The sequence below is a fragment of the Roseibium algicola genome (assembly GCF_001999245.1).
Classification (GTDB): Bacteria; Pseudomonadota; Alphaproteobacteria; order Rhizobiales; family Stappiaceae; genus Roseibium; species Roseibium algicola.
In genome coordinates, this window is record NZ_CP019630.1 from 580,473 (window position 1) to 603,692 (window position 23,220).

Annotated in this window: 23 protein-coding genes; 10 read left to right on the forward strand and 13 right to left on the reverse strand. The window is 58.5% G+C overall.

Annotated elements, in window-relative coordinates; genetic code table 11:
• Positions 1 to 736 precede the first annotated feature (736 nt).
• Entirely contained in the window at positions 737 to 979 is a 243-nt protein-coding gene (locus B0E33_RS02815) for a DUF6455 family protein (RefSeq protein ID WP_062489387.1), read from the forward strand.
• A gap of 19 nt (positions 980 to 998) precedes the next feature.
• On the opposite strand, the gene B0E33_RS02820 is transcribed toward B0E33_RS02815, so the two are convergent.
• A complete protein-coding gene (locus B0E33_RS02820) occupies positions 999 to 1,301 on the reverse strand; it encodes a hypothetical protein (RefSeq protein WP_022997774.1) in 303 nt (100 codons plus the stop codon).
• Between the two features lie 835 nt (positions 1,302 to 2,136).
• Between B0E33_RS02820 and B0E33_RS02825 the strand changes: the two genes are divergently transcribed.
• Positions 2,137 to 2,394, forward strand: a complete 258-nt coding sequence (locus B0E33_RS02825; protein ID WP_077290363.1) for a YjhX family toxin — start codon at positions 2,137 to 2,139, stop codon at positions 2,392 to 2,394.
• Between the two features lie 59 nt (positions 2,395 to 2,453).
• Here B0E33_RS02825 and soxR read toward each other — a convergent pair whose 3' ends face one another.
• Positions 2,454 to 2,918, reverse strand: coding sequence for a redox-sensitive transcriptional activator SoxR (gene soxR / locus B0E33_RS02830; protein ID WP_055658778.1), 465 nt, complete (start codon positions 2,916 to 2,918; stop codon positions 2,454 to 2,456).
• Positions 2,919 to 3,018: 100 nt separating this feature from the next.
• Here soxR and B0E33_RS02835 point away from each other — a divergent pair, with 100 nt between their 5' ends.
• Positions 3,019 to 3,408 (forward strand): VOC family protein, encoded by a 390-nt coding sequence (locus B0E33_RS02835; protein WP_077290364.1) that lies wholly within the window; start codon positions 3,019 to 3,021, stop codon positions 3,406 to 3,408.
• Between the two features lie 55 nt (positions 3,409 to 3,463).
• Here the strand turns inward: B0E33_RS02835 and B0E33_RS02840 are convergent, their stop codons facing one another.
• From B0E33_RS02840 to B0E33_RS02875, 8 genes are all read right to left on the reverse strand, one after another.
• Positions 3,464 to 4,705 (reverse strand): HlyD family secretion protein, encoded by a 1,242-nt coding sequence (locus tag B0E33_RS02840; RefSeq protein ID WP_077290365.1) that lies wholly within the window; start codon positions 4,703 to 4,705, stop codon positions 3,464 to 3,466.
• Positions 4,698 to 5,204 (reverse strand): hypothetical protein, encoded by a 507-nt coding sequence (locus B0E33_RS02845; RefSeq protein WP_156912334.1) that lies wholly within the window; start codon positions 5,202 to 5,204, stop codon positions 4,698 to 4,700. The genes B0E33_RS02840 and B0E33_RS02845 overlap by 8 nt, the downstream gene beginning before the upstream one ends.
• A gap of 200 nt (positions 5,205 to 5,404) precedes the next feature.
• The gene (locus B0E33_RS02850) at positions 5,405 to 6,199 is read right to left on the reverse strand and encodes an SDR family NAD(P)-dependent oxidoreductase (protein WP_370200568.1); all 795 of its coding nucleotides are present in this window, start codon (positions 6,197 to 6,199) and stop codon (positions 5,405 to 5,407) included.
• Between the two features lie 129 nt (positions 6,200 to 6,328).
• On the reverse strand, positions 6,329 to 7,684 hold the full coding sequence (locus B0E33_RS02855; RefSeq protein WP_077290366.1) for an adenylate/guanylate cyclase domain-containing protein: 1,356 nt from the start codon (positions 7,682 to 7,684) through the stop codon (positions 6,329 to 6,331).
• Positions 7,685 to 7,783: 99 nt separating this feature from the next.
• Positions 7,784 to 8,935 (reverse strand): helix-turn-helix transcriptional regulator, encoded by a 1,152-nt coding sequence (locus tag B0E33_RS02860; protein ID WP_077290367.1) that lies wholly within the window; start codon positions 8,933 to 8,935, stop codon positions 7,784 to 7,786.
• Between the two features lie 494 nt (positions 8,936 to 9,429).
• Positions 9,430 to 10,254, reverse strand: a complete 825-nt coding sequence (locus tag B0E33_RS02865; protein WP_077290368.1) for an MBL fold metallo-hydrolase — start codon at positions 10,252 to 10,254, stop codon at positions 9,430 to 9,432.
• A gap of 10 nt (positions 10,255 to 10,264) precedes the next feature.
• Complete coding sequence (locus B0E33_RS02870) at positions 10,265 to 10,723, reverse strand: cyclic nucleotide-binding domain-containing protein (protein ID WP_006931293.1); 459 nt, start codon at positions 10,721 to 10,723, stop codon at positions 10,265 to 10,267.
• Positions 10,724 to 10,822: 99 nt separating this feature from the next.
• Positions 10,823 to 13,405 carry an ABC transporter ATP-binding protein/permease gene (locus B0E33_RS02875; protein ID WP_022997786.1) on the reverse strand — a complete coding sequence of 861 codons (2,583 nt, stop codon included), beginning with the start codon at positions 13,403 to 13,405 and terminating at the stop codon, positions 10,823 to 10,825.
• Positions 13,406 to 13,636: 231 nt separating this feature from the next.
• On the opposite strand from B0E33_RS02875, the gene B0E33_RS02880 reads away from it, so the two are divergent.
• From B0E33_RS02880 to B0E33_RS02905, 6 genes are all read left to right on the forward strand, one after another.
• Positions 13,637 to 14,851, forward strand: a complete 1,215-nt coding sequence (locus tag B0E33_RS02880; protein ID WP_077290369.1) for a glycosyltransferase family protein — start codon at positions 13,637 to 13,639, stop codon at positions 14,849 to 14,851.
• 41 nt (positions 14,852 to 14,892) lie between these two features.
• Positions 14,893 to 16,113, forward strand: a complete 1,221-nt coding sequence (locus B0E33_RS02885; RefSeq protein ID WP_077290370.1) for a glycosyltransferase family 4 protein — start codon at positions 14,893 to 14,895, stop codon at positions 16,111 to 16,113.
• Positions 16,114 to 16,132: 19 nt separating this feature from the next.
• Positions 16,133 to 17,260, forward strand: coding sequence for a glycosyltransferase family 4 protein (locus B0E33_RS02890; RefSeq protein WP_077290371.1), 1,128 nt, complete (start codon positions 16,133 to 16,135; stop codon positions 17,258 to 17,260).
• Positions 17,257 to 18,411, forward strand: coding sequence for a glycosyltransferase family protein (locus B0E33_RS02895; protein ID WP_077290372.1), 1,155 nt, complete (start codon positions 17,257 to 17,259; stop codon positions 18,409 to 18,411). The genes B0E33_RS02890 and B0E33_RS02895 overlap by 4 nt, the downstream gene beginning before the upstream one ends.
• Positions 18,408 to 19,178: a polysaccharide deacetylase family protein gene (locus B0E33_RS02900; protein ID WP_077290373.1), complete on the forward strand. Its 771-nt coding sequence runs from the start codon at positions 18,408 to 18,410 to the stop codon at positions 19,176 to 19,178. The genes B0E33_RS02895 and B0E33_RS02900 overlap by 4 nt, the downstream gene beginning before the upstream one ends.
• Positions 19,179 to 19,428: 250 nt before the next feature.
• The gene (locus tag B0E33_RS02905) at positions 19,429 to 19,734 is read left to right on the forward strand and encodes a DUF3088 domain-containing protein (RefSeq protein ID WP_077290374.1); all 306 of its coding nucleotides are present in this window, start codon (positions 19,429 to 19,431) and stop codon (positions 19,732 to 19,734) included.
• Positions 19,735 to 19,766: 32 nt separating this feature from the next.
• Here B0E33_RS02905 and B0E33_RS02910 read toward each other — a convergent pair whose 3' ends face one another.
• Positions 19,767 to 20,285, reverse strand: a complete 519-nt coding sequence (locus B0E33_RS02910; protein ID WP_077293119.1) for a peptide-methionine (S)-S-oxide reductase — start codon at positions 20,283 to 20,285, stop codon at positions 19,767 to 19,769.
• 292 nt (positions 20,286 to 20,577) lie between these two features.
• On the opposite strand from B0E33_RS02910, the gene B0E33_RS02915 reads away from it, so the two are divergent.
• Entirely contained in the window at positions 20,578 to 21,126 is a 549-nt protein-coding gene (locus B0E33_RS02915; protein ID WP_077290375.1) for a GNAT family N-acetyltransferase, read from the forward strand.
• 246 nt (positions 21,127 to 21,372) lie between these two features.
• On the opposite strand, the gene B0E33_RS02920 is transcribed toward B0E33_RS02915, so the two are convergent.
• Both B0E33_RS02920 and B0E33_RS02925 read right to left on the reverse strand, forming a co-directional pair.
• Positions 21,373 to 21,600, reverse strand: coding sequence for a DUF2783 domain-containing protein (locus tag B0E33_RS02920; protein ID WP_075282037.1), 228 nt, complete (start codon positions 21,598 to 21,600; stop codon positions 21,373 to 21,375).
• A 3-nt stretch (positions 21,601 to 21,603) separates the two neighbouring features.
• Entirely contained in the window at positions 21,604 to 23,214 is a 1,611-nt protein-coding gene (locus B0E33_RS02925) for an FAD-dependent oxidoreductase (protein WP_077290376.1), read from the reverse strand.
• Positions 23,215 to 23,220 lie beyond the last annotated feature (6 nt).

A 23,220-nucleotide genomic window follows, 5' to 3' on the forward strand; every position in this document is an offset into this window, starting at 1 on the left:
CCGAAAGGACCTGAACCAGATGCGCCAGAACCGGCGACGGCCGCGGATAGGCGGTTGCCGTTGAAGGTTGCGGTTGCAGGGGCGCTCCGGATTCGGATTGCCCAGGAGCCTGGCCGGTCTGGCCCTTTGACGCCTGTACTTGGGGTGCTTGAGCTTGGGATGCTTGGGCTTGGGATGCTTGGGCTTGAGAAGCTGTCGCCGGCGCGGAAGGTTGCTGCTGCGGCTGCTCCTTGCCCACAGTGATCAGGATCGCAGGTTGCTGTTTGGAGCCGCTGACGGTAACTGTAACCTCGCCGCCTTCAGGAAGTGGTGCGGGAACACGCAGCTCCAGTTTTGCGTCGGGTGTCGCAAGGCGCACCACACCACCCGGCAGGTTTGCCTCAACCTTGGCCTTGAGTTCCGTTCCCGGCACAAGTCCCTGAGTTACTGTGCCATTGCCGGTTGCCTGGGGCAGCGGCGAGGCGCTTACCGTTTCAACCATCCCACCGTCTCCAGGTGTTGCGGCGCTCCGATTTGCAGGAGGCGGCCTGGCAGGGGTTCAGAATCATGAACCTGCAGTATGGCTGGTTTCGCAATGCTTGCCCAGAGTTGACCCTGATCAAGGTAACGCAGGTGTTTCTGCTGCATTGTGTCCTTCATAACCGGTGCCGGAAACCAGAGCGGCATCAAGAGACAGAAGGCCTTGGCAGACAATGTCTGCACATGTCCCGTCGGAAGGAGAAACGGCTTGAACTGGATGGATCGCCTCAACGAACGCGCGGAACTGATGGGCAGGATGCTGGACACAATCGGCGCGATGAACCACGTCCCGACCGGTGTGCACACGGGTGCGGCGTTAAGGTCTGCCGCCTATCGATGCATCAACTGCAGCGAAACCGAAGCCTGTCGTGCCTGGCTTGAACGCCATCCCGATGGCGCGGATGAAGCCCTGCCGAACTGTCCCAACGCTCCCCTGTTCAACAGCTGGATCGACAGCTGAAAACGCGGCAGCACCGGCTTCAGGCGCGCTTCACGCGGCGGCTGAGCCAATAGGTCACGGCAGACGCAATCAAACCGCCGACAAAGCGGAACGGAAAGACAGCCAGCGCACCGGCATCATGCGCAAAAGGCTGCGGCACGGGCAGCGCGCCAATCGCCACATCCAGAATGAGCGTCAGCGCTGCCGCCGCGAATCCCGCGATCCAGAGCTTTTGCAGCCGGTCGGCCTTCCACCCCAGATACCCGCCGATCAGCAGCGCAAACGGGTTGAGCAGGCCAGCAAGGCCGAAGAGGTCGTACCAGGTTTCTGAAAGCGTCATCATGGCTTCCTCATAGCCTTGTGCGGGACAAAATGCGAGCCGGTTTCCAAGTTTAAGGACATAAGTCCGGCGGCAAATTGCTGCAGTCTCGTCTCAGCAGTTGGGCGTAAAGCCATGTAATTGAATGAAACAGTCCCATTTTCCTGGCATAACGCGGGGACATGACCCTCAGCTCACCTAAATTTAGACGGTTTTGTACAGCAAAACTCTGTGCTACTTTTGTGAATGCAAGTATTTGACATGCATTGCCTCTGGCAGCTCCCATTCCTTAAATTAAGTTTTAAAGGCCATGACTTTACTCTCATCTATTGAAACAGACGACCCAACAGTCGACACGCTCTTCAAGACCGACCGACGCCTTGCCATATTGTGCAATCACTGTGGCCGGTTCCGTTACATGAACTTTTCACGGTTCACCGGAGACCAGAAAGTCTCGTCCTTGAGCGAAACACTTACTTGCGCTTCCTGCGGCTCGCGGGATGTCGAGGCCATTGCGGTTTCCCGCAACCCGGACAACGGCTACTGGCCGGCTGAACACAGCTGAAGCGTTTTCACCCGGTCGAACCAGGAAATCGAAATCCTGCGTTTCCAGATCGCAGCAGATTTGCAACAGCCTCTGCAAATCTCCCAGCCTCACCGCTGCATTGAGCCTCGGCGCGTTGTCGCGTTTGGCAGCGTGTGCTAAGGGCCTTCCCTCCAACTGAGAGGTTTTATGCGCGGATTGCAACAGTCCCGGTAGACCCCGGCTGACGTCAGTCGGGGCCAGTCACATCAGCACTGCAGGCGATTAGCTGCGGTGACTGAAGATCTGTGCATACTTTCAGGCAAATTCAAATCAATGGACATTTCCAAAGCCGAGCAGCGGGTCCTCCACCTGCTGGCTCAAGGCGGCTATATCCTTCTGGAAAAGGATGAGGATGGCCGTGTCATCAAACATGAAACCGTCACCCGTGAAGGCTGGTTCTGGAGCGGCTGCTCACCACAGCTTTTCCATAAGCTGAAATACAAACGGCTGATCGCCTCCAGGAACAGCGGCCCTTATCGGATCACGCCGCTGGGTCTGAAACGTGTAAGGGCTCAACTGGACAACAGGTGAAATCAGGAGCCGGGACAGCCTATTGGCGTCCCGGCAACTTTTCCAAAGCCGCTTGTGAGTCAGTCCCTGGCGAAATCCGGACGATCGCCAAGGAGAAAGCGGGGGCCACGTCCCTTGCTGGCCGCTGCGTCTCCTGCGTTGTAGAGCTGGCAAGTTTTCATAGACAGGCATCCGCAGCCGATGCAGCCATCAAGCTTGTTGCGCAAGGCGGTCATCCGTTCGATTTTCCGATCAAGGTGAGATCGGAAATCTCTGCTGATCCTTGTCCAGTCCGCCTTGGTCGGTGCCCGCCCCTCCGGCAACCTTTGGAGCTGCGCCGCGATCTCCGCAATCGAGAACCCGAATTCCTGTGCGACCAGTACAAAGGACAGGCGCCTGATGTCGGCCCTTAAGAATCGCCGCTGGCCGCCAGCGTTCCGGCTTGGGTGCACCAGTCCCTTCTCTTCGTAAAACCGGATCGCCGAAACGGACAGTCCCGTCCGCTCGGACAGATCCCCGATGGTTAGAAGATCGGTGCCTTTCATAACCTTCGTCAAAATATCGCCTCGTCTCTCTTGACCTCAACTAAGGTTGAGGAATTATGTCTGGTGTCCACAAAAGGTCAAACCCTGAAAGGACACCGAGATGAGCAGTGCATTCCTGGAACATGTGAACGTCACGGTCAGTGACCCGGAAGCGACCGCCAAACGTCTGGAAAGCTGGTTCGGCTGGAAGGTTCGCTGGAAAGGTGCAAGCCTTGGCGGCGGCACGACGTATCACATCGGCAACGAAACCAGCTACGTGGCGGCCTATTCACCGCCTGGTACAACCAGCAAGGTTGCCGGAGACAGCTACAGCCACCACGGTGGGCTCAACCACATCGCGGTCGTCGTCGACGACATCGACGCAACCGAAGCAGTGATCAAGGCCGATGGCTATCACACGCACAATCACGGCGACTACGAGCCGGGTCGCAGGTTCTATTTCGACGATGACGATGGCATCGAGTTTGAAGTGGTCAGCTACAAGAAGTGAATGATACGCACCCCGTCAGGACGGTTTCCCACCGTCCCGCCGGGATGTTTTTGTTCTAGTGGCCCGTCAGCACCAGCGTCTGGATCGGGAACAGCAGCGCCTGAAGCCGAATGATCATGGCATGGACGAGACCGACCGTGTCGACCACGTGCAGGAAGATGAACTCACCGGTTCCAATCGGTTCGCCCGACGACAGACGGTCATGATTGCTGGTGTAAGCGTTGACCGTGCAAATTGCGCCCGGTGGCAAGTCAGCCAGGCCGTCTTCGTAAAGCGGTTCCAGCAAGGTGGTGATCGTTGCCGGTTTCACACTTTGAGCGGCATCAAAAAGCTGGCCTGAGGTTGTTATCTGCCCGGAAGCGATCTGCGACTGCACTTCTGTCACGACCAGCGGAATAATGGTGAAAGGTACGGCTCCGCAGAACGCTTCCGCCACCATTCCTTCCTTGAGAACCTGGGCCTCGATCTGGCCGAAACCCGCAACGATTCGCTCTCGCTGTGCATCCGTGGGAATTAGCACGCCTGCAGGCCGCATCATCGGGTTGACGATGTCACCTGGGCGCAGGATGAACTGGCTCATGGTGCCGTCCACACCGGCGTAGACGGTCATCTTCTCCAGTTCCACTTGCGCCTCGTGCAATCTGGCCTCCGCGCTTTTCAGGCGCGCGGGCAGATATACCGTGATCTTGGTCTGGATGAGTTCCTGATTCGACTGCGCCGCGCGCAGTGCGCCGGTTCGCGCATCCACCGTGTTCTGCAGCTTTTCGATGTCCCGTTCACTCACGACATTGGCATTGCGGGTGAAGAGTTCCTGCCTCGTGTCGAGCTCGTCCTGCGCCTGCTTCAGTGCAGCCTGCGCCTGCTCGGTCTGGGCATTGGCAACAGCCAGTTCGCTCTGGGCCAGCGCAAGCTCTCCCTGGATTTCGACCAATTGCTGTTGCGCGGTCACGACATCCGCTTCCTGGCGCGTGCTGTCGAGCTTGAAAATCGGGTCACCTGCCTTGATGGCCACTTCAAGCTCACGCGGCACGAAGGTTTCGACGACCCTGCCGGAACTTTCCGGCAGTATCGGAATGGTCCGGAATGTCGAAACCGCCGTGGTTGCCGTTGGATGATAATAGAAAATCAGCGTGATCAGGGACACGGTCAGCATCAGGCAGAGCACGATGCCGTAGCGCAGCTCGAACCAGACCGAATAGAGCGTAATTTCCCGGCCGATGCGCTTTCCCTGCACATATCTGCGGATCAGATAGTCGGGCAATATGGTGAGAAGAGAACAGAACAGAAGCTCAAACATGTTTGTTCTCCTGTTCGGCTGTCGATGCAGTGGAAAGACCGGTTGGCGTTGGCGGTGGTTCGTGAGGCGCTCCCTCCGACGCACTCGTGCCGGCCTCCAGCTCCTGCTCTTCCTGCTCAAGATCATGCTCGACCAAGGTTTCGGACGAAACACCACCCGTTCCGGCCAGACGACTCAGGGAATGGGCCATCGATTCCAGCGGTGTCCAGAAATCGGGAAGCTGAATGAAGGCGAGCAGAAGCGCTGCAACCCAGAAGATGTTGTTGTGAGTGAAAAGAGCCAGAAGGCCGAGGACCGCAACAAGCTCGAACTGCATGCGCCCATGTTTGTGAGCAAGCCGTTCGGGGATCGAATGCAGGTGCAGATAGAACACCCCGACAAGGATCCCGCCGAAAATCAGCACGACCAGCATCACGGTAAAAAGCCAATCACCACCGTCCGCAGCCGGTATGAAAGGCGGCAGATGATGCGGAGCAAGCTCGTGCATATTTTCCGCCATCGGAATTCCCCCTTACGCCCCTCGCTCCGCCCGATATGGCGGAAGCAGTAGCGTAACCTTAAAAGGGATTTCCGGTCATGCGTATGAAAAAGTGTGACTTTGGAGGACTTTGACACAACCTATCCGGCCGCAACCCTTCAGCCACCAACCGGATAGATCTGTTCTTCTTGCCGCTCTGGCAGCCCCCGCAAACAGCGGTGTTAGCGGGGTGCCATGCGGATTGCGCCGTCGAGACGAATGGTTTCGCCGTTCAGCATGTCGTTTTCGCAGATGGATTTGACCAGCTTCGCATATTCGGTCGCCTTGCCGAGGCGCGAAGGGAACGGAACTTGTTGGCCAAGCGAATCCTGGACCTCCTGTGACAGACCCAACAGCATGGGCGTCTCGAAGATGCCCGGTGCGATCGTCATGACACGAATGCCGGACTTGGAAAGGTCACGGGCGACAGGCAACGTCATTCCTGCAACCCCTGCCTTGGAGGCTGCATAGGCCACCTGACCGATCTGGCCATCGAAGGCAGCAACCGAAGCCGTGGAAACAATCACACCACGTCCACCGTCGGCCGTGACAGGCTCCAGTGCGGCCATGCCCGTTGCTGCAATCGACAGGCACCGGAAAGACCCGATCAGGTTGACGGAAATCACCTTCTCGAACATGTCCATCGGGTGAGGTTCGCCGCGAGACGTCGTCTTCGCCACCGGTGCAATACCCGCGCAATTGACCAGAATCCGCTCCTGGCCGTGAGCTGCGCGTGCCTTTTCGAAACCGGCTTCGACGCTTGCCTGGTCAGTCACATCGACATCGGCAAAGACACCGCCAATCTCTGCGGCGACCTCTTCCCCCTGACCGGCATTGCGATCGAACAGCGTCACCTTGACGCCTTCGGCCGCAAGCATGCGCGCGGTGGCGGCTCCGAGCCCGGATGCACCGCCTGTCACGATGGCTGAAAGTGTTGAGTCCAGTTTCACAGAAACCTCCAAACGGATGCAATTCATTGAAATCAATGAATTTAATCTACTCAATTGACGATTAGGTCAATTTTGAAGGCAAATTGGCCCAGATTGACAGTTCGGTCAAGTGTTTCAGTATTGACCAAAAAGGCAGTTCGGCGGCCCTCCAACGGCCTATCTGGCCAGAACCACCAGGTCCACAGGACGCTTGATACCTTGGACCGCCGCATCCGACCTTGCTTCGATCAAGGGCAGATCATGGCCCTGTGCAACGGCCAGATCAAATGTCGCCTTGTCTGTCAGCGCCTTGGTTCCCTGGCTCTTGTTGGCGTCTTCCAGCTTGGCAGCGCAGTTGACAGCGTCACCAATGACCGTGAATTCCAGGCGCTCCCTGGAACCGATCACACCGACCGTGACCGGCCCGGCGGCAGCCGCTGTTCCAATGCGCAATTGTCCCGGCCAGCCGGCGTCCCGAAAACGCTGCTGTTCCCGCTCCACGGTTTCCACCAGACGTTTGGCCGCTCGTAGCGCATCGGCGGCGTAGGTCGTTGAGGGATAGACAGCGCCGAAGGTTGCCAGGATGCCGTCACCCAGAAACTTGTCTACCCGTCCTCCTTCCTCAACGATCACGTCAACCGCCAGGTTCTGGTACTCGGCCAGGACCGCCAGCACAGTTTCCGGAGGCAAAGTGGCGGAGGTGGAAGTAAAGGAACGGATGTCGGCATAAAGAATGGCGGCATCGCGCAAGCTTCCTTCGCCGGCCTGCAACTCCGTGTCTGCTCCGGTGATAGAGGCCGCAACTTCCGGCGAGAAGAAGCGGCTCAGGTCCATTGCAGCCGCGTGGTCTTTCGAAGCCTCGAACAGCATCGACCGTCCCCTGTAGAGGGCAACGGACAGAATGACCGTCACGGCCAGGATAACCATGGTCTTGTCCAGTTCGGCACCAATCAGGATGGTGTTGCCCGTCAGGTAGTCGACATAGTTACGGGTCACGCGCATGTGGTCCATGTCTGCGAACACCGCATAAAACACCAGTCCGAGCCAGCCAGTGACCGCCACAAGGCCTGTGGTCAATACGAAGCGAGGATCGAACCGCAAAGCCCTGAGCCCGATGAAGAGGAAGACATACATCAAGGTTGGGGTCTTCAAATAGAACGTCGGATGCTGGCCGTATTGAATGTGAAACGAAAAGATCAACCCGACCAGGAGGGCCATGTCGACACCGATCGACACAAATAGATACCAGCGCGGCAATTCAAACCTGTACGACAGCACAAGCCGAAGGACGGTGAACAGAAAGTAGGCTGCAAGGGCAATAGGCACGAAGTTGAAACCAGCCGATCCCTCAGCCCTTGGTGCAATGGCGTAAAGCAGTGAGAAAAACAGCACGAGCCCAAGCTGGACCCAGCCTATCAGGCGCTCGGAGGACGCTTCTCGGGCACGGATTTCGGCCCTGACCCGTTCCGGAATGCCGGTATCCGGAGGTCCGCCTTGCAGGATGTAACGCAGTGTCTGAGATATGGTGGTCATCTCGCCGCCGATAAGACGTTGCTCGTGCGCGGATTTTCCACCGGCACCGCGAATTGCGCAAGCGACCCCGCGGTAAAGTGAGTGGACGTGAGCAGGCCCTTACCGGTTGCCTTGCAAACGCAATTGCTCAACACTGCGCACAAGTTCGGCTTGACGTCGCGACCCGGTCTTGGAGAGCGCAGCCTTGATCTGGTTGCGCACGGTATAAATGCTGATCTCGCGGTCCTGGGCTATTTCCGCCGGTGTCCGGCCGTCTGCGAGCTTCAGGACCGTTGCCGCTTCTGCCGGGCTGAGACCAAGCTTCTTCTGCATTTCAGCCAGGAACCTATCGCTGCCGGCTTCGGGCCTGACCGCCAGAAGTACTGCAGAGACCGCCTTGTTCATGAAAACACCGAAGGGCGTCTTGTCCAGATCCCCCAGTTGCAAACCTATTGAGCGACAGGTCCAGTTCCTGCCTCTGCCATCCCTTGCCTGCCAGTTTCGAAACACATCGAAACCACCCATGGATTGAAGCTGCACGAAACCAGCGAACCTGCCTTGATCCTCTTCGGACCGGAAATGCAGACGCCTGTCGAAACCACAACCGACAAGAGAGCCTGAGGCCAGGAGCTTTTGCGCCTCCGCGCAGGCATAGTGGATCCGCATCGCGGTATCGATCACAAAAATCGCCGTTCCAGATCCCATGAGATGCTGTTCGGCAGCCCATTTCTCGAAGGTCAGTCCGGAGATGGTCCGATTGATTTCCAGTGACTGGCGGATGACCGGGGCGAGTTGCGCGCACAGGCGAAGCCAGTCGTCTTCGTATTTGTCGCGATCCTTCGAGCGCATGTTGCCACCGAGCAGGAACATGCGATCGCCATCCAGCGCCAGCATCGACCCACCGCCACCGGTAATATCTTCAAGCGGCAACAAAAGGTCGGCGTAGAACTGGGTCTTTTTCAGCGTTTCAGGTCGGCACAGCTGATGGGTTGATACGACGTCTCCCACCTTGCAGGTGGCAAAGTTGGCAGCAAACGGGTTCTTGTCCGCGTAGTGCTCGTCATAAAGTTCCAGAATGTACGGGTCGTATCCTGACGAAAAGGTGAGCGGTGTGGCTTTGGTCAGGTCGTCGTAGCCGATCAGCTGCGTGCATACGCGCGTACCAAGGCTGCAGCTCAGCGTGTCGAGAAAAACCTGCCACCGCCCAGGATCCAGCGCCGCCGATACAGCGAGGTTCGACAGCCTAATCAATTCTTCTGCTGCGACAGCCAACCCTTCCCCCCGGGAGTTCTTGCGGCATCACGCCAGTAAACGAAGTCGGGCAGACCAGATTGACGCTTCAGCTTCCGCTAAGCCCGCTCCGCCTTGACGCTCCACCTCAATACATATGCAAAAAACGGAGGCAGCGCGTTAACATTGATCAAGTTCCGACCATTTCGTCATTGCGCCAGTCTTGCAGAGGCCGGCACACTTCCAATTACTGGCCAACTATCCGCCCTTCCCCAGCTGCGGAAAATACATATTTATAGTCCAAATGGACCATGCAAGTAATTCCTACACCCTGTAAACAACTATTGATCGTATCCGGCAGGCACGTGTGACGGCGTTTCAAGTCACAAGTGTTTGTTTTCCGGCGGCAATCTCGGGATTCCCGCATTCCAGCAACCGGCGATCGATCTATTTTTAAGCCTTATTGATTTTTTGGGCGGCTATTTGAGCCGCCCTTTTTTTATTATTGAAACGAGGCTTGTCTGGCAGGGCGGTGCTTATGGCTTGAGGGTCATGCCTTCGCTGGCGACCAGTGTTCCGGGATAAGCGTTTTGAGCGGCGAGACCGATTTCATCAAGCTCGTCGTCGGACCTGCGCGGATCATGATGGAAGAGAACGGGGGTCTTTACGTTGCCGGCCTTTGCCAGCTCGACAGCCTTCTGCCAGGTGGAGTGTCCCCAACCCTTGTAGGTGTCGTATTCGTCGTCAGTGAACATGGCGTCATAGATCATGACGTCGGAATTGCGCACGAAATCAGGTAGAGCTGCATCAATTTCCGGATCGCCATGTTCGTGATCCGTGATGATGCAAATCGATTTGCCCTTAAATTCGAAGCGGTAACCACACGCTCCACCGGGGTGGTTAAGCCGCGTGGTGCGGATGACGAGATCATCGGTACGCGGGATCAGGTCTCCGGCATTGAAGGACTTGAACTCAACCGCCTTCAACGTCTTGGCCGCCACTGGAAAGATCGGCGGCGACATGATCCGGCTAACGATGTCAACGAGGCTGGTTTCGTCCTGAAAGTGTCCGGCCCAGGCAGTGACGGAGAAGCTCGGATCATAGGCAGGTTTAAAAAAGGGAAGACCGCAGATGTGGTCGAGATGGGTATGGGTGAAGAGCAAATCGAAGGTTCGTGTCTTGCACCTGCAGATTTCCATGCCCAGATTTCGGGCGCCGGAACCGCAATCGACCAGAACCAGTGCGTCGCCGGCCCGGATCTCGAAACACGACGTTTCGCCGCCATAGCGGAGTGTGCTCGACCCCGGCGTCGGGGTGGACCCTCTGACGCCCCAGCAACGAAGCGAAAATTCCTCAGCCACGTGTTACTCCCTAACCGCTGGCAGCCCCTCGACGTGCGTCGGCAAGATCCCGGGTCGTCCGTTCAAGCCGCAGCGCCAGTGTCCGCATCACCTCCAGCGAGATATCCGGAAATTCTTTCAATAGTTTCAAGAAATCGTCTTTCGAAACAGTGAGAACATCCATGTCATTCGCTGCGACCAGTGTCGCGGTTCTTGGTACGTCGCACAGAATAGCGATTTCGCCAACAATTGAATTTTCCGAAACCTGCGCTACCTTTTTTTCTCCCTCAGGCGTGTCGACCAGAACATCCGCATCGCCGGACAGGATGATGAAGGCGCAATCACCTTCTTCTCCCTGGGAGCAAAGACGTTCGCCGGAGGGGTACTCGGTCCGATCACTGATGAAGGCCAGAAGCCTCAGCTTGGTCTCGTCGATCCCGCGGAACAATGGCACCTTGCGGAGTGCCTCGACTTCGGTTTCAAGTGTCATCTTCTTCTCCCGCGCCCGTTGTTTTTTCGTTCCGACCGAACCGAATCGCCCGGCCGGTCTCCGCAGACCGGTTGCCCACCTATTGTCACACCCACCGTCTTACCCTTTTTCTGAAAGCCGTCCTTGATCCAGAATGAAGCGCTGATCGAATTCAGCTGCTATTTCGGCATTGGACGTGCCGAACAGGAATGTTTTGCCGGACAGGATTTGCCTCAAGCCTTCGCGAAGCGTCTTGTCCTCGTCCGTCATACCGGTGGCGATATCGTCCAATATGGTGATTTTTGCGTTTTTCAGAAGACCGCGGACCAGTGCGATCTTGCGGCGCTGGCCGGCAGACAGGCGCGAACCGGACACTCCGACGTGATATCCGAAGCCCGCATAGATGATCGGGCGCCGTAAACCGGTTTCCTCGACAATGGTGCGGATAACATCGTCGATACGCCGCCGGGCATCCCGGCGGTCGACGCGTGCACGCCCGAACAGGAGGTTGTCCTCGATGGTAAGCGGCGGCAGATAGACATCCGGATCAAAGGCAACGAAGTTGTCGCTGTTCTTGACGACCTCTTCCAGGAACGTCTGGCGGGCGCTGATGATATCGCGCTTCAATTCGTCGGTCATGACACCCAGACGATGCCGGGCGGGGACCAGCTTGAAGGCCAGCCCGGTCAGACGTGACCGATCGGCGTCTGTCAGGCCCGGGCGTGGCTGATCGGACTTGGCGATACGGACAATGCGCTCGAAATCCGGAATCTCATCCAGCGTGATGAAGGAGTAAGCGCCGAGCAGACCGCTGTCGCCGGAAACATTGGAGAACAGTTCCAGCATGGTTTCGGCAATCTTGAGGCCGATTTGCTGAAGCTTCTGATCGAAGCCCGTTTCCGCCAGGAAGGCCTTGACCTCATCGAGGTCCGGCACCTGGTCCATGGTGATTTCCGGATCGGCCGGCACGGCAAAGAACAGGTTGTCCGCCAGGCTGGCACTCGCATTGAAGCGATCGCGATGCCACAGCTCGACCAGGCCACCGAGTTCGGGTTCGTGGGCAATGCGCTCGGCGAGTGCCTTGCGCACGTTCAGGATCTTGTCGGCAAAGCCATCGTCCATGGTCGGATCGAACCGCGACTGCAGACCGAGCCGATAGATGTCCTTGTCGATCTTGACGGTCTCGAGCAGTTCAAGCGCCCTAGTGTCGAGTTCTTTCTCGTTACCGACACCCGCGGCAGCGAAATCGTCCCAATCGGCGGCAAGGTCATACGTTGGGTTGCGTGTTTCCTTGGCTTCGGCAAGCCGCCGCTTGTAGTTCTTCAGGCTTTCCCCCTCCCGCTGGGGCGGAACGAGCGGACGGTGGCGCAGACCGTAATAGAGGTTGTCCCGGATCGTACCCGTCCAGACATGCACTGCCCCGCCGACATAAGCGATTTGCCGGCCGAGAGTGGCGTCCGTCAACTTGTCGAGATCGTGGCTGCCGATGCAGACCTTGCCGGAGACGGCCGCAACGAGCCCGGCGGCAAGCTGCAGGACCTCCGACCTTCCGGATCCGTCCGGACCAACAATCGCGCAAGCACTGCCGGACGGAACGGTCAGCGAAACGTCGACAACCTCCTGTCCGGCCGCGCCGCCGGAGAAATTGACATTCTCGAGCTTGACGTCGCCGGAAAGGTCGACCGTATCGTCCGAGGTCAGGCGCTCCTTGTCATAGATATCCGACGGGTCGAAGTTTTCGACAACAGTCTGATACTTGACGCTGACGTCCGCAGTCATCTGGTAGAAGGAAAGCAGCTCTTTCCAGGGGCCAGCCAGATCCTTGTAGGCCGCGATGACCGCCAGCAGGGCACCGATGCTCAGATTGCCCTGAATGACCAGATACCCGCCGATCAGGTAGAAGAAGAACGGCGTCAGCTGGTTCATGAAGTTGTTCAGGAACTTGATCAGGAATTTCCGGTTGAAGATGTCATACCGGATCTTGAAGTTCTCGTAGAGGCGGTCGGAGATATCCGCCGAATGCCAGGCCGCCGCGTCGTTGGCATGGATTTCGGCAACGCCCGTGATGCTCTCGCCAACCTTGTCGGCAATGACGCGGATGTTGCGCACCCGCTGCCGGGACAACAGCACCACCTTGCGCTGCAAAAGCGGGATCACATAGCCCTGGATGGGATAGGAACTGATGGCAGCAAGCCCCAGTAGCGGGTCCTGCATGAAGATGAAGCCGATCTGAACGATCAGCATGCCGCCCTGGTAGGCCGGCAGCGCAAAGGCTTCACCAATGTAACCGCCGACATCCTCCACTTCCGACGTGATCATCGGAATGATTTCGCCTGAACTGACCTTTCTGAAATGCGGCAAGCGGAAGCGAAGCACCCGCTGGAACAGCTCGAACCGCAGGCGCCGGAGCATGCGTTCGCCGAGACGTCCCTTGTAGACGTTGAGATAGAATTTCAGCCCGTTCGAAACCACGACCAGAAACAGGAAGGCAAAACACAGAAGAAGAAGATATGGAACTTGATCGAAATCGACGCCAAGGATCGTCCGCGGAAAATTATCTCCCTGGACGGCATCATTGACAATCAGTTTTGGCAGTTCGAGAAGGACATAGACCACCGGGTATGTGAGTACGGTGACCATGAGAATGAAGATTTGCTGTCTGGCGCTGTATTTCCAAATAAAACCGAAAAGGCTCTTTTCCATAAGCTCATCCAAACAGACAAGGATCAAATATGTGCAAGCAGATCATATTTGGTATATTAGCGATCCGAGTTAGTTGCGCCAGCCGGGATTAACATTTGCCACAACCGCTTTAAAAGGGTCCGCAGACCGTTCCTTGTCGAAAGTCCCCTGTCAAGAAATATCCGCACGTGACAAGGGCCAATCAATTGAGACATAAGCCTTTCGGGGCAGTTTTACAAATTTAGGGGCAGTATGAGTTCCAAGACGCCGAAGATCCTCATTTACAGCCACGATTCCTTCGGGTTGGGCCATCTCAGACGCTGCCGGGCCATTGCGCAATCCCTGGTCGGGGACTTCGATACGCTGTCTGTCCTGATCCTGTCCGGCTCCCCGATCATCGGCAGTTTCGAGTTTCGCTCCCGTGTCGATTTCGTTCGCATTCCCGGCGTGATCAAGCTGCGCAACGGCGAGTACACGCCGTTGTCGCTGCATATCAACATCGACCAGACGTTGGCGATCAGGTCATCAATCATCGAACACACCGCAAAGGTGTTCGATCCGGACATTTTCATCGTCGACAAGGAACCGCTTGGCCTGCGTGGGGAAGTGCTGCGGACGCTGGAAGCCCTGAAGGATACCGACACCCAGCTCGTACTCGGCCTGCGCGATGTCATGGACGACCCGAAGGTGCTGAAGGAAGAGTGGGACCGCAAGAACGTCTATCCGGCCCTGCGCGACCTTTACGACGAGATCTGGATCTACGGACCGGAAGATATCTGTGATCCGCTGGAAGGCATCGACCTGCCGCAATCGGTGCGCGACAAGCTGCGCTATACCGGTTACCTGCGCCGCGAGCTACCGAAATCGGCGCTTGAAAATCCCGCACCCGCGCCGTTTGACGAAGAACCCTATATCCTGGTGACGCCAGGCGGCGGTGGCGATGGCGTTGAAATGGTCGACTGGGTGATGCGCGCCTACGAAGCCCGGCAACGTCCGCTTTTCCCGGCCCTGATCGTGCTTGGCCCCTTCATGCCGGCGGCCGCCGCAACCCAGTTCAGCGAGCGTGCCGAACACCTGCGCGACGTCGAGATCATCCGCTTCACACCGCAGATCGAACCCTATCTTGCCAATGCCACTGCCATTGTCGGCATGGGGGGTTACAATACGTTCTGCGAGATCCTGTCCTTCGACAAGCCAACCCTGATGGTACCGCGTGTCATTCCGCGCCGGGAACAGGCTATCCGGGCTGAGCGAGCCGAACAAAGCGGCCTCTTGAAGGTGTTGCCGATCGACCAGTATCCGGATCCCGACCTGATGGCTACGGCCTTGTCCGAACTTCCGGGCATGGCTTCGCCTTCGGCAGCCGGCGTCGACAACCTGCTTGGCGGTCTGGATATCATCTCCAACCGCGTTGGAGAAATCTTCGACGAACAGCAGGCAGCCAGCCGGAAGCTGGTCAACTTCTGACCATCGCCACCCGCAAATCGCATTCTTTCAAGGGCTGACCGATGTCCCGTATCGCCGTTGTGGTCAAAGGCTATCCTCGCCTGTCCGAAACCTTTATCGCCCAGGAAATGCTTGGTCTGGAGCGGCGAGGTATCGAGATCCTGATCGTCGCCCTGCGCAAGCCGTACGACCCGTACATTCACGATCTGCACCGGCAGATTTCAGCAGAAGTCATGTATCTGCCGGAATACGTGAAAGACGACCCGGCCCGGGTTGCCCGCGCCAAACGCTGGGCGGAGAAACAGCCGACCTTCGAGGCTGCCAAGGCTCTGTTCGATGCCGATTTCGCGCATCAACCCAACGCCGACCGGCGACGCCGGTGGGCCCAGGGTTGCGTCTTCGCCCATGAACTGCCGGAAGACGTGACCTGGATCTACACCCACTATCTGCACACCCCCTGCTCCACCTCGCGTTATGCGGCGCATCTATCCGGCCGCAAATGGTCTTTCTCCGCACACGCCAAGGACATCTGGACCAGCCCCGACTGGGATCTGAAAACCAAGATCAACGATGCGGCCTGGGGCGTGACCTGTACCGCGGTCAATGCCGAACACCTGAAAGGCCTTGCCGAGGATCCGGACAAGATCGAGCTGCTTTATCACGGCCTCGACTTTTCCGGCTTTCCGGAGCCCAAGACCAAAGCCACGACGCGTGATGGCAGCGGTGAGCCCGTGCGCCTGGTTTCCGTTGGCCGGGCCGTGGAAAAGAAAGGCTATGACGACCTTCTGGATGCTCTTGCAAAACTGCCTGCGGCTCTCAACTGGCACTTCACCCATATCGGCGGCGGAGACCTTTCCGAGCACCTGAAGGCACAGGCGGATGCGCTTGCACTGTCGGACAGAATCACCTGGCGGGGGGCGCAGCCGCGCGAGGAGGTGATCGCCACCTGCCGCGAAGCGGATCTCTTCGTCCTGCCATCGAAGCTCGCGAAATCCGGTGACCGCGACGGCCTGCCCAATGTCCTGATGGAAGCCCAGTCCATGGGCATCTGCTGCCTGTCCACCAAGGTTTCGGCGATACCCGAACTGATCCTCGACGGTGAAACCGGTGTGCTTGTTACCCCTGGCGCACCAAAGGAACTGGCCGAGGCCATGCAGCGCCTTATTACCGCCCCCGAGACCCGTCACGGTCTCGGCCTTGCCGCGGCCACGAGGGTCAGAACAACGTTCTCGACAGACCCCGGCCTCGACCGCCTTGCAGACAAGTTCCGCAAAGTCCTTTAGGCAGAACCCCAGGAAAACCATGAAAATTGCCTTCACTGCCCCGATGAAGCCCCTGGATCATCCGGTCCCGTCCGGTGACCGGACCATGGGACGGTTGATCGTGAAGGCTCTGGAAAGTCTGGGGCACGAAGTGACGATTGCCAGCCGTTTCAGGTCCTGGCGCAAGGATGGCAGCGACGGCATTCAGTCAGAGGTACGGAATGAGGCGCTGGCAGAGGCAGACCGGATAAGCGCCGACTGGCAACAATCAGGCTATCGGCCGGATCTGTTCCTGACCTATCATCTCTATCACAAGGCGCCGGACTGGATCGGCCCGGCGCTTGCCGACCGGTTCGACCTTCCCTATGCGATCGTTGAAGCCAGCCGTGCGCCGAAACGGCAGCAGGGCGACTGGGCCTTCGGGTTTGCCGCCGCGGATGAAGCCTTGAAGCGCGCCGATGCCGTTGCCGCCATCCACAACGCTGATGCCGAATGCCTTGCGGCGGTCGTGCCGCATCGTTGCCTGTCGGTCCTGCTGCCGTTTCTGGATGCCGATCCCTTTCTCGCCGCATCGACCAATGCCAAGCCGCTTGCGGCAAGTCCTTTGAAACTGCTCTCCGTGGGCATGATGCGCGAAGGTGACAAGCAGCGCTCTTACGAAGTGCTTGCCGCGGCACTGGGCGAACTTCGGGACCTGCCCTGGCATCTGACGCTCATCGGCGACGGCCCGATGCGCGAGCAGGTCCTTGGCCTGTTTCCACCCGAACGGATCACCTGGCTCGGCGCCCTTGCCGGTGAAGACCTGCCAGCTCAATACGCGCGGCACGACCTCTTCGTCTGGCCCGCAATCCGGGAAGCATTTGGTCTCGTGTTTCTGGAAGCGCAGGCAGCAGGCGTCGGCGTGATTGCCGGTGACACATTCGGAGTTCCCGACATTGTCCGTGATGGCGAAACGGGTTTGCTGTCCCCCGAGGGCGATATATCCGCACTTGCCGCCAACCTCAGCCGTGCCATGCGGGAACCGGCGCTTGTGGACAGGCTTGGCCTGGCAGCCCGCCACCACATCCTTCATTTCCATACGCTTTCGGCAGGCGCTGCCCGGCTGGAAACACTTGCCGAAAAGGCCATGCGGAACCACTTGAGCCGCCGGGAGACGAAAGACGCATGAGCTTCAAGGCCCTCATACATGTTCAGCATCTGCTCGGGACAGGCCATGTCGTGCGGGCCGCTGCCATCGGCAAGGCACTGGCCGCCGAAGGCGTTGAGGTGACACTTGCCAGCGGCAACACCATACCGCCGACACTCGACACCGGATCACTGAATATCGTCGAACTGCCAGCCTGCAGAAGTCCGGACGCGACCTTCAAGCGTCTTGTGACTTTGGACAATGAAGATATTGACGATGCTTGGAAAATCGCTCGCGTTAAAGCATCGATTCAAGTTCTTGAGGCCGACGACTTCGACCTGCTCCTGACCGAGACCTACCCCTTCGGTCGTCGCCAGCTTGACTTCGAACTGGCCCCTCTTCTGGAAACCGCAAAGGCGAGCAGCAAGGTCCCGCTGATTGCCACTTCCATTCGCGACATTCTGGTGCGCAAGAAGCAGCTCTGGAAAGAACGCTGGATGGCCGACCAGGCGCTGAAATTCTACGACCGGATCCTGATCCATTCCGATCCGGACTTCATCCGCCTTGCAGACAGTTTCCCCTTTGCCGAGGAAGTCGACCACCTGGTTCGCTACACCGGTTATGTCGGCGGCGATCCACGGCCTGCTGTGGAAGGACCGGACGGCGAGGACGAGGTGATCATTTCCTGCGGTGGCGGCGCCGTTGCCGAAAGCCTGCTGTCGGCGGCATTGGAAGCCAGACCGCTGTCGCGCCGTGCGGAAGACACGCCGTGGCGGGTGCTGATCGGTCACGACATTTCCGACGACGCCTTTGCCATTTACCGGCAAAGCGCGGTGGATGGCGTCATTGTCGAGCGCGCCCGGCGCGACTTTCCGGACCTTTTGAAACGGGCACGCCTTTCCGTCAGCCAGGCAGGCTACAACACCGTGCTCGACATTCTTCAGGCCGGTGTTCCGGCTGTCTTCGTGCCCTTTGCCCAGATCAACGAGACCGAACAGACACAGCGCGCGGAAGCGCTTGCCGGCCATGGACGGGCAATCGTTACGCCGGAAGCAGGCCTCACACCAGAGCGGCTTGCCGCTGCTATTGACGATGCGCTGGCTCTTCCGCGCAGCAAGCACACCGTCCGCCTGGGTGGTGCGGAGGAAAGCGCCCGTGTCCTCCTTCAAGACCTGAAAGACCGGATGTCATGACCACTGACCCGCAGCGCTTCCGGCAGGAGCTTACCGATCATCTCGACTGGTTTGCCGAACGCGGCCGCAAGGTCCGCTTCTGGTGGCGCGACGACGACGCCATCGAACCGACACCAGCCCTTGAACGCATGTTGTCTCTTGCCAACAATCATGACGTCGATGTGGCGTTCGCGGTCATCCCGAAGATGGCGACGAAAGCCCTTGCAGATCGGTTCGCCGATGAACGACATGCGCTGGTTCTGCAACACGGCTGGCAGCACAAGAATTTCCAGCGGAAGGACCTCGGCGAAAAAGCAGCCGAGCTTGGTTCCCGGCGGGATCCGGACGACCTGATGGCCGAGCTCAAGGCAGGTCATGACCGCCTGTGGGAACTCTTTGGCGACAAGTTCGTGAAGGCCATGGTGCCGCCCTGGAACCGGATCGATCCTGAAATCTCCCGCCGCCTGCCCGGTATCGGCCTGTCGGGTCTTTCTACCTTCACCTGGCACAACTTTCCGCGTGCGCATCAGCTCCAGTCGCACATCGACATCCTGAAATGGAAAAAGCAGGTGCGCTTCATCGGCTGGGAAAGCGCGCGGCTGCGCTTCGACCTGCAGCTCACCCGCCGGCGCAACACCGGCTCCGAGCCGGTTGGCCTCCTGACCCACCATCTGGTGCATGACGACGGCTGCTTCGAGTTTCTGGAGATCTTTCTGGAAATCGCCGCTCATCATGAAGGCGCTGAATGGCCGGAGGTGAAAAGCCTCTTTGGCGAGAACGGTTCCTAGCCGTTCGGATGAGAGCATCTGTCTGAGGTGAGAGGCGTCAGACGAGCACAAATTGTGCGTCTCCCCGGCCAAGCACCGCGCAGATTCGGAACTTACTCCCTACGGTCGCCCGGGGTGACCTTTTAGAGGTGATCTACTCCTGCGAGATGGTCTTCCTTACCAGAATGGATCAGGAGCTTGCAGCTTGGGCAGGTCTGCCGCATAGCTGCGCCAGATCCAAATCCGTTGAGTCGACGCAAAGGCCCAAGGCATGAAAGACACGCTCTACGTACTCGCCCCTGGATTTGAAGACCCCGCCTATCCCGGCAAGACATTCTACTGCTGGCATTGCGCGCTCATGGAAGGCGTGCTCGCCTCGTTTCCGGAGCTTGCGGACCGGCTTGACGTTCGCCGCATTGCCTGGCCGAAACCACGCAGGGACGTGGCCGAACTTCTGGGGGAAGACAATCAGTCCCTGCCTGTGCTGGTGCTCTCCGAAGGCGGCTTCATCAATGACAAGGACGCGATCCTTACCGCCCTCACCGAGCGCCACGGCTTTCCCCATCCTCATCCGTGACAGACAAACATCAGACCTGTTTACAGTCTTCGCTATTCCGCTGCTTCCAGTCGTTCCGGCTTCAGAGCAGCAACAAATTGTTTGCGCAGGAGGGCGAGCTTCGGGTCGATATAGGTCTTGCAGAACGGGCGTTCCGGCCCCTTGGCATAGTAGTTCCGGAACTGTTCGTCCGAGGCCTTGAACTCGGCAAGCGTCATTACACGCGTCACAAGCGGTTCGTCAAAGCGCTGCTGCAAGGCGCGCATCAGCCTTCCGACCTTCACACCTGTCCCGGCGTCATAGACGTAAACGGCACTGCGATACTTGCCGCGCATCTTGTGGTGGGAGGTGCTGGAGTGGGTGCGCAGATGGATCTCGAGCAGGACTTCCAGCGGCAGTGCGACCGGATCGAAGGTCACCACCACCGCTTCTGACCAGGCATTTTCTGGCGGATCGGAGCGGATGAAGCCCTGTTCCACCTTCGAAATGCCCGCAATTGCCTGAAAGACGGCCTCCGTGCACCAATGGCACCCGCCGCCCAGCCCGATTTTCACCCCGGCCTCCAATGTCATGATCGATGCTCCCAGTGTGACGTCAGGCATTTCGTTTGCAAAACGGCTTGGGGGAGATTCCCCCAGACGAGATCTTATGCCGACAATTGACAGGCTGCGCACAACATAAGATTGTGAGGCGTGATCAATCGCGCGACCCTTCATCTAACCGTGGTGCATATCGTCGTTCCCGCAGGGGACGCGAGGGGATCACTGTTGGCTGAAGACATCTAGCCGGATCGCATCGCAACCCTGCTTCGAAGAGCAGGGTTTGTCAGATGCCTGCTCTCTCGATCCAACGAATGAGAGCAAAATGAGCATTTCAGACATCCCCGCGGAATTTGCACCGGTCTCCAGGGCAGGTAACTGGCCCGAAGGCCTGATTATACGCGCCGAAAGACCGGACGACGTGGACGGTTTGACCGTCCTGCAAGGTCTGCCGAAGTTCCGGGCGGGTACCTTGCGCCTGCCCTACCCACGGCGCAAGGACATCGAGGCCCGTGTGAACCAGTCCTCACCGGATAAGGTGTCCCTTGTCGGCATTTTGGGCGGGACTCTGGTCGCCGCCGCCGGTTTTGCCCGTTCCGCCGGACGGCGCGGACATGCGGCCAGTCTGGGCATGGGCGTGCACGACGATTACACCGGACGCGGGATCGGCCGGGCGATGCTGACAGAGCTGATCGAGATTGCGGACAACTGGATGAACATCCGCCGTCTGGAATTGACCGTCTTCACCGACAATGAAGCCGCCGTCAGGCTCTATCAGACACTTGGCTTCGAAATAGAAGGCACCCACAAGGACTTTGCCTTCCGCTCCGGGTCGTTTGTCGACGCCTATGCGATGGCGCGGCTCAGGAGGTGAGTGAAAGGCGCCAGCTTCTGATCTCTTTCCTTGTCGTCCCGGTTTGCCGCGCAAGCGGCGAGACCGGGACCCAGTATCCGTGAGACCCGGCCGAAAACCACGGCGGGGTCAGCAGATTACTGGATCCCGGCCTTCGCTGGGATGACAAGTTCCTCGTGCCCGACGTTGCAGAAAATCAAGGGTTTTGAAGCCATCCGGACAACAGCCACGGCAATGCGAAGCACACGTGCTCCAACCCCTTCTGCCTCAGGCCGCTTCCCTTTTCTCTGCCGCCTTCGGATTGGCTGCAAAGTCGATGGCGGCTTTGAGGACATCCGGATCGCCGATCTGGTTGGCGAGGATGAGGATCAGCCTGGCATTCATGCAGTTTGCTTCCTCGTCACTCATATGGCGCTGACTGGAGACCAGATACTCATAAAAGCCGTCCGGATCGGGAAGGTTTCGTGTCAGGTTCAGCTTCAGATTTAGGGCCATGGTTCATGCGCCTCCCATCGCGGTTTTCAAGGCGGCTTCCACCTTGTTGTCGTTGAAATAGCGCCAGCGAGCGGCAATATGCTGGTCCGGGCGGATCAGGTAGACCGTGCCGGGAGCCGCGTCGTAACGGGCTGCAAGTGTTCCGTCCTTGTCCTGCAGGTCCTTGCCCACACGCAGGACACGGGCCTTGACATTGCCGGCTGACACATCTGTTGCGGCTTCATCACCAAAGACAAGCAAGGTGAACCCGTCGCCGATCTGGTTGAGGAACCAGGCCGCCTCGCCGTTCACTTTTACAGGCGCGTCGGCGCAACAGGTGCCCGGGGACATCTTGCCTGCGAAACTGGATTCGTCGGCCGTATTGAGCGCGCTTTCAACATAAGGTGTCGGCGCCGACAGACGTCCGGAGTTGACCAGTGGTTTGGCAAAGTCGGTCACCTCCGAAAGATCCAGAACCGCGTCCCGGAACCTGCGCGAGGCCTCGTTTTTCGGTGTGATGAAATCGGTGGAACGGGTCGAGTTCAACAGGTTGTCATCCGCCGCGAAGGCTCGCTCCGTGTGGTAGCTGTCGATGAGGCTTTCCGGGGCGTCTCCGTCCAGCACCAGTTTCAGCTTCCAGCCCAGATTGTCGATGTCCTGCACGCCGGTGTTGGCGCCGCGTGCGCCGAAGGGTGAAACCTGATGGGCAGCATCGCCCGCGAACAGTACCCGGCCATAACGGAAGTTATCGATCCGCCGGCAGGCAAACTGATAGACGGAGGCCCATTCCAGCTCGAACTCCTTGTCCTCTCCCAGCATCGCCTTGACGCGCGGAATGATGTTTTCCGGCTTTTTCTCCTCTTCCGGATCGGCCTCCCAGCCAAGCTGAAAATCCAGCCGCCAGACATCGTCGCACTGCTTGTGCAGAAGAGCAGACTGCCCCCGGTGGAACGGCGGGTCGAACCAGAACCAGCGCTCGGTCGGAAAATCGGCCTTCATGATGATGTCGGCGATCAGGAACCGATCCTGGAAGAACTGGCCGGAAAAGCCTGCCCCGACCATCTTGCGTGTGTCGGAGTTGGCGCCATCGCAGGCAACCACCCAGTCTGCTTCCATCTTGAAGACGCCGTCAGGCGTTTCGACGGTCAGCACGACATGATCGTCACCCTGCTGCAGGTTCAGGAGCTTGTGCTTCCAGCGCAAGTCGATGAGGTTCGATTTCTGAGCCTCGTCGACCATGTATTCCTCCAGATAATATTGCTGGAGGTTGATGAAGGCCGGGATCTTGTGGCCGTCTTCCGGCAGAAGGTCGAATGTGTAGGCAAGGTCGTCGCGGAAGAAGACCTTGCCGATCTTCCATTCGATACCCTTGTCGATCATGCGTGTGGCGCAGCCGAGCCTGTCCCAGATCTCCAGCGGGCGTTTGGCGTAACAGACCGCGCGCGAACCGATGGAAACGGTGTTGTTGTCGTCCAGAACAACGGTGGGGATGCCCCGCTGGGCGAAATCAAGCGCAGCCGTCAGTCCGATCGGCCCAGCCCCGATCACCACCACCTTGTGGCGCTTGACCGTACCTGTCTGCTGCTCCTCCGACTGACGATAACTGTATTGCGGATATTGATAGGTCTGAAACATCGGGCT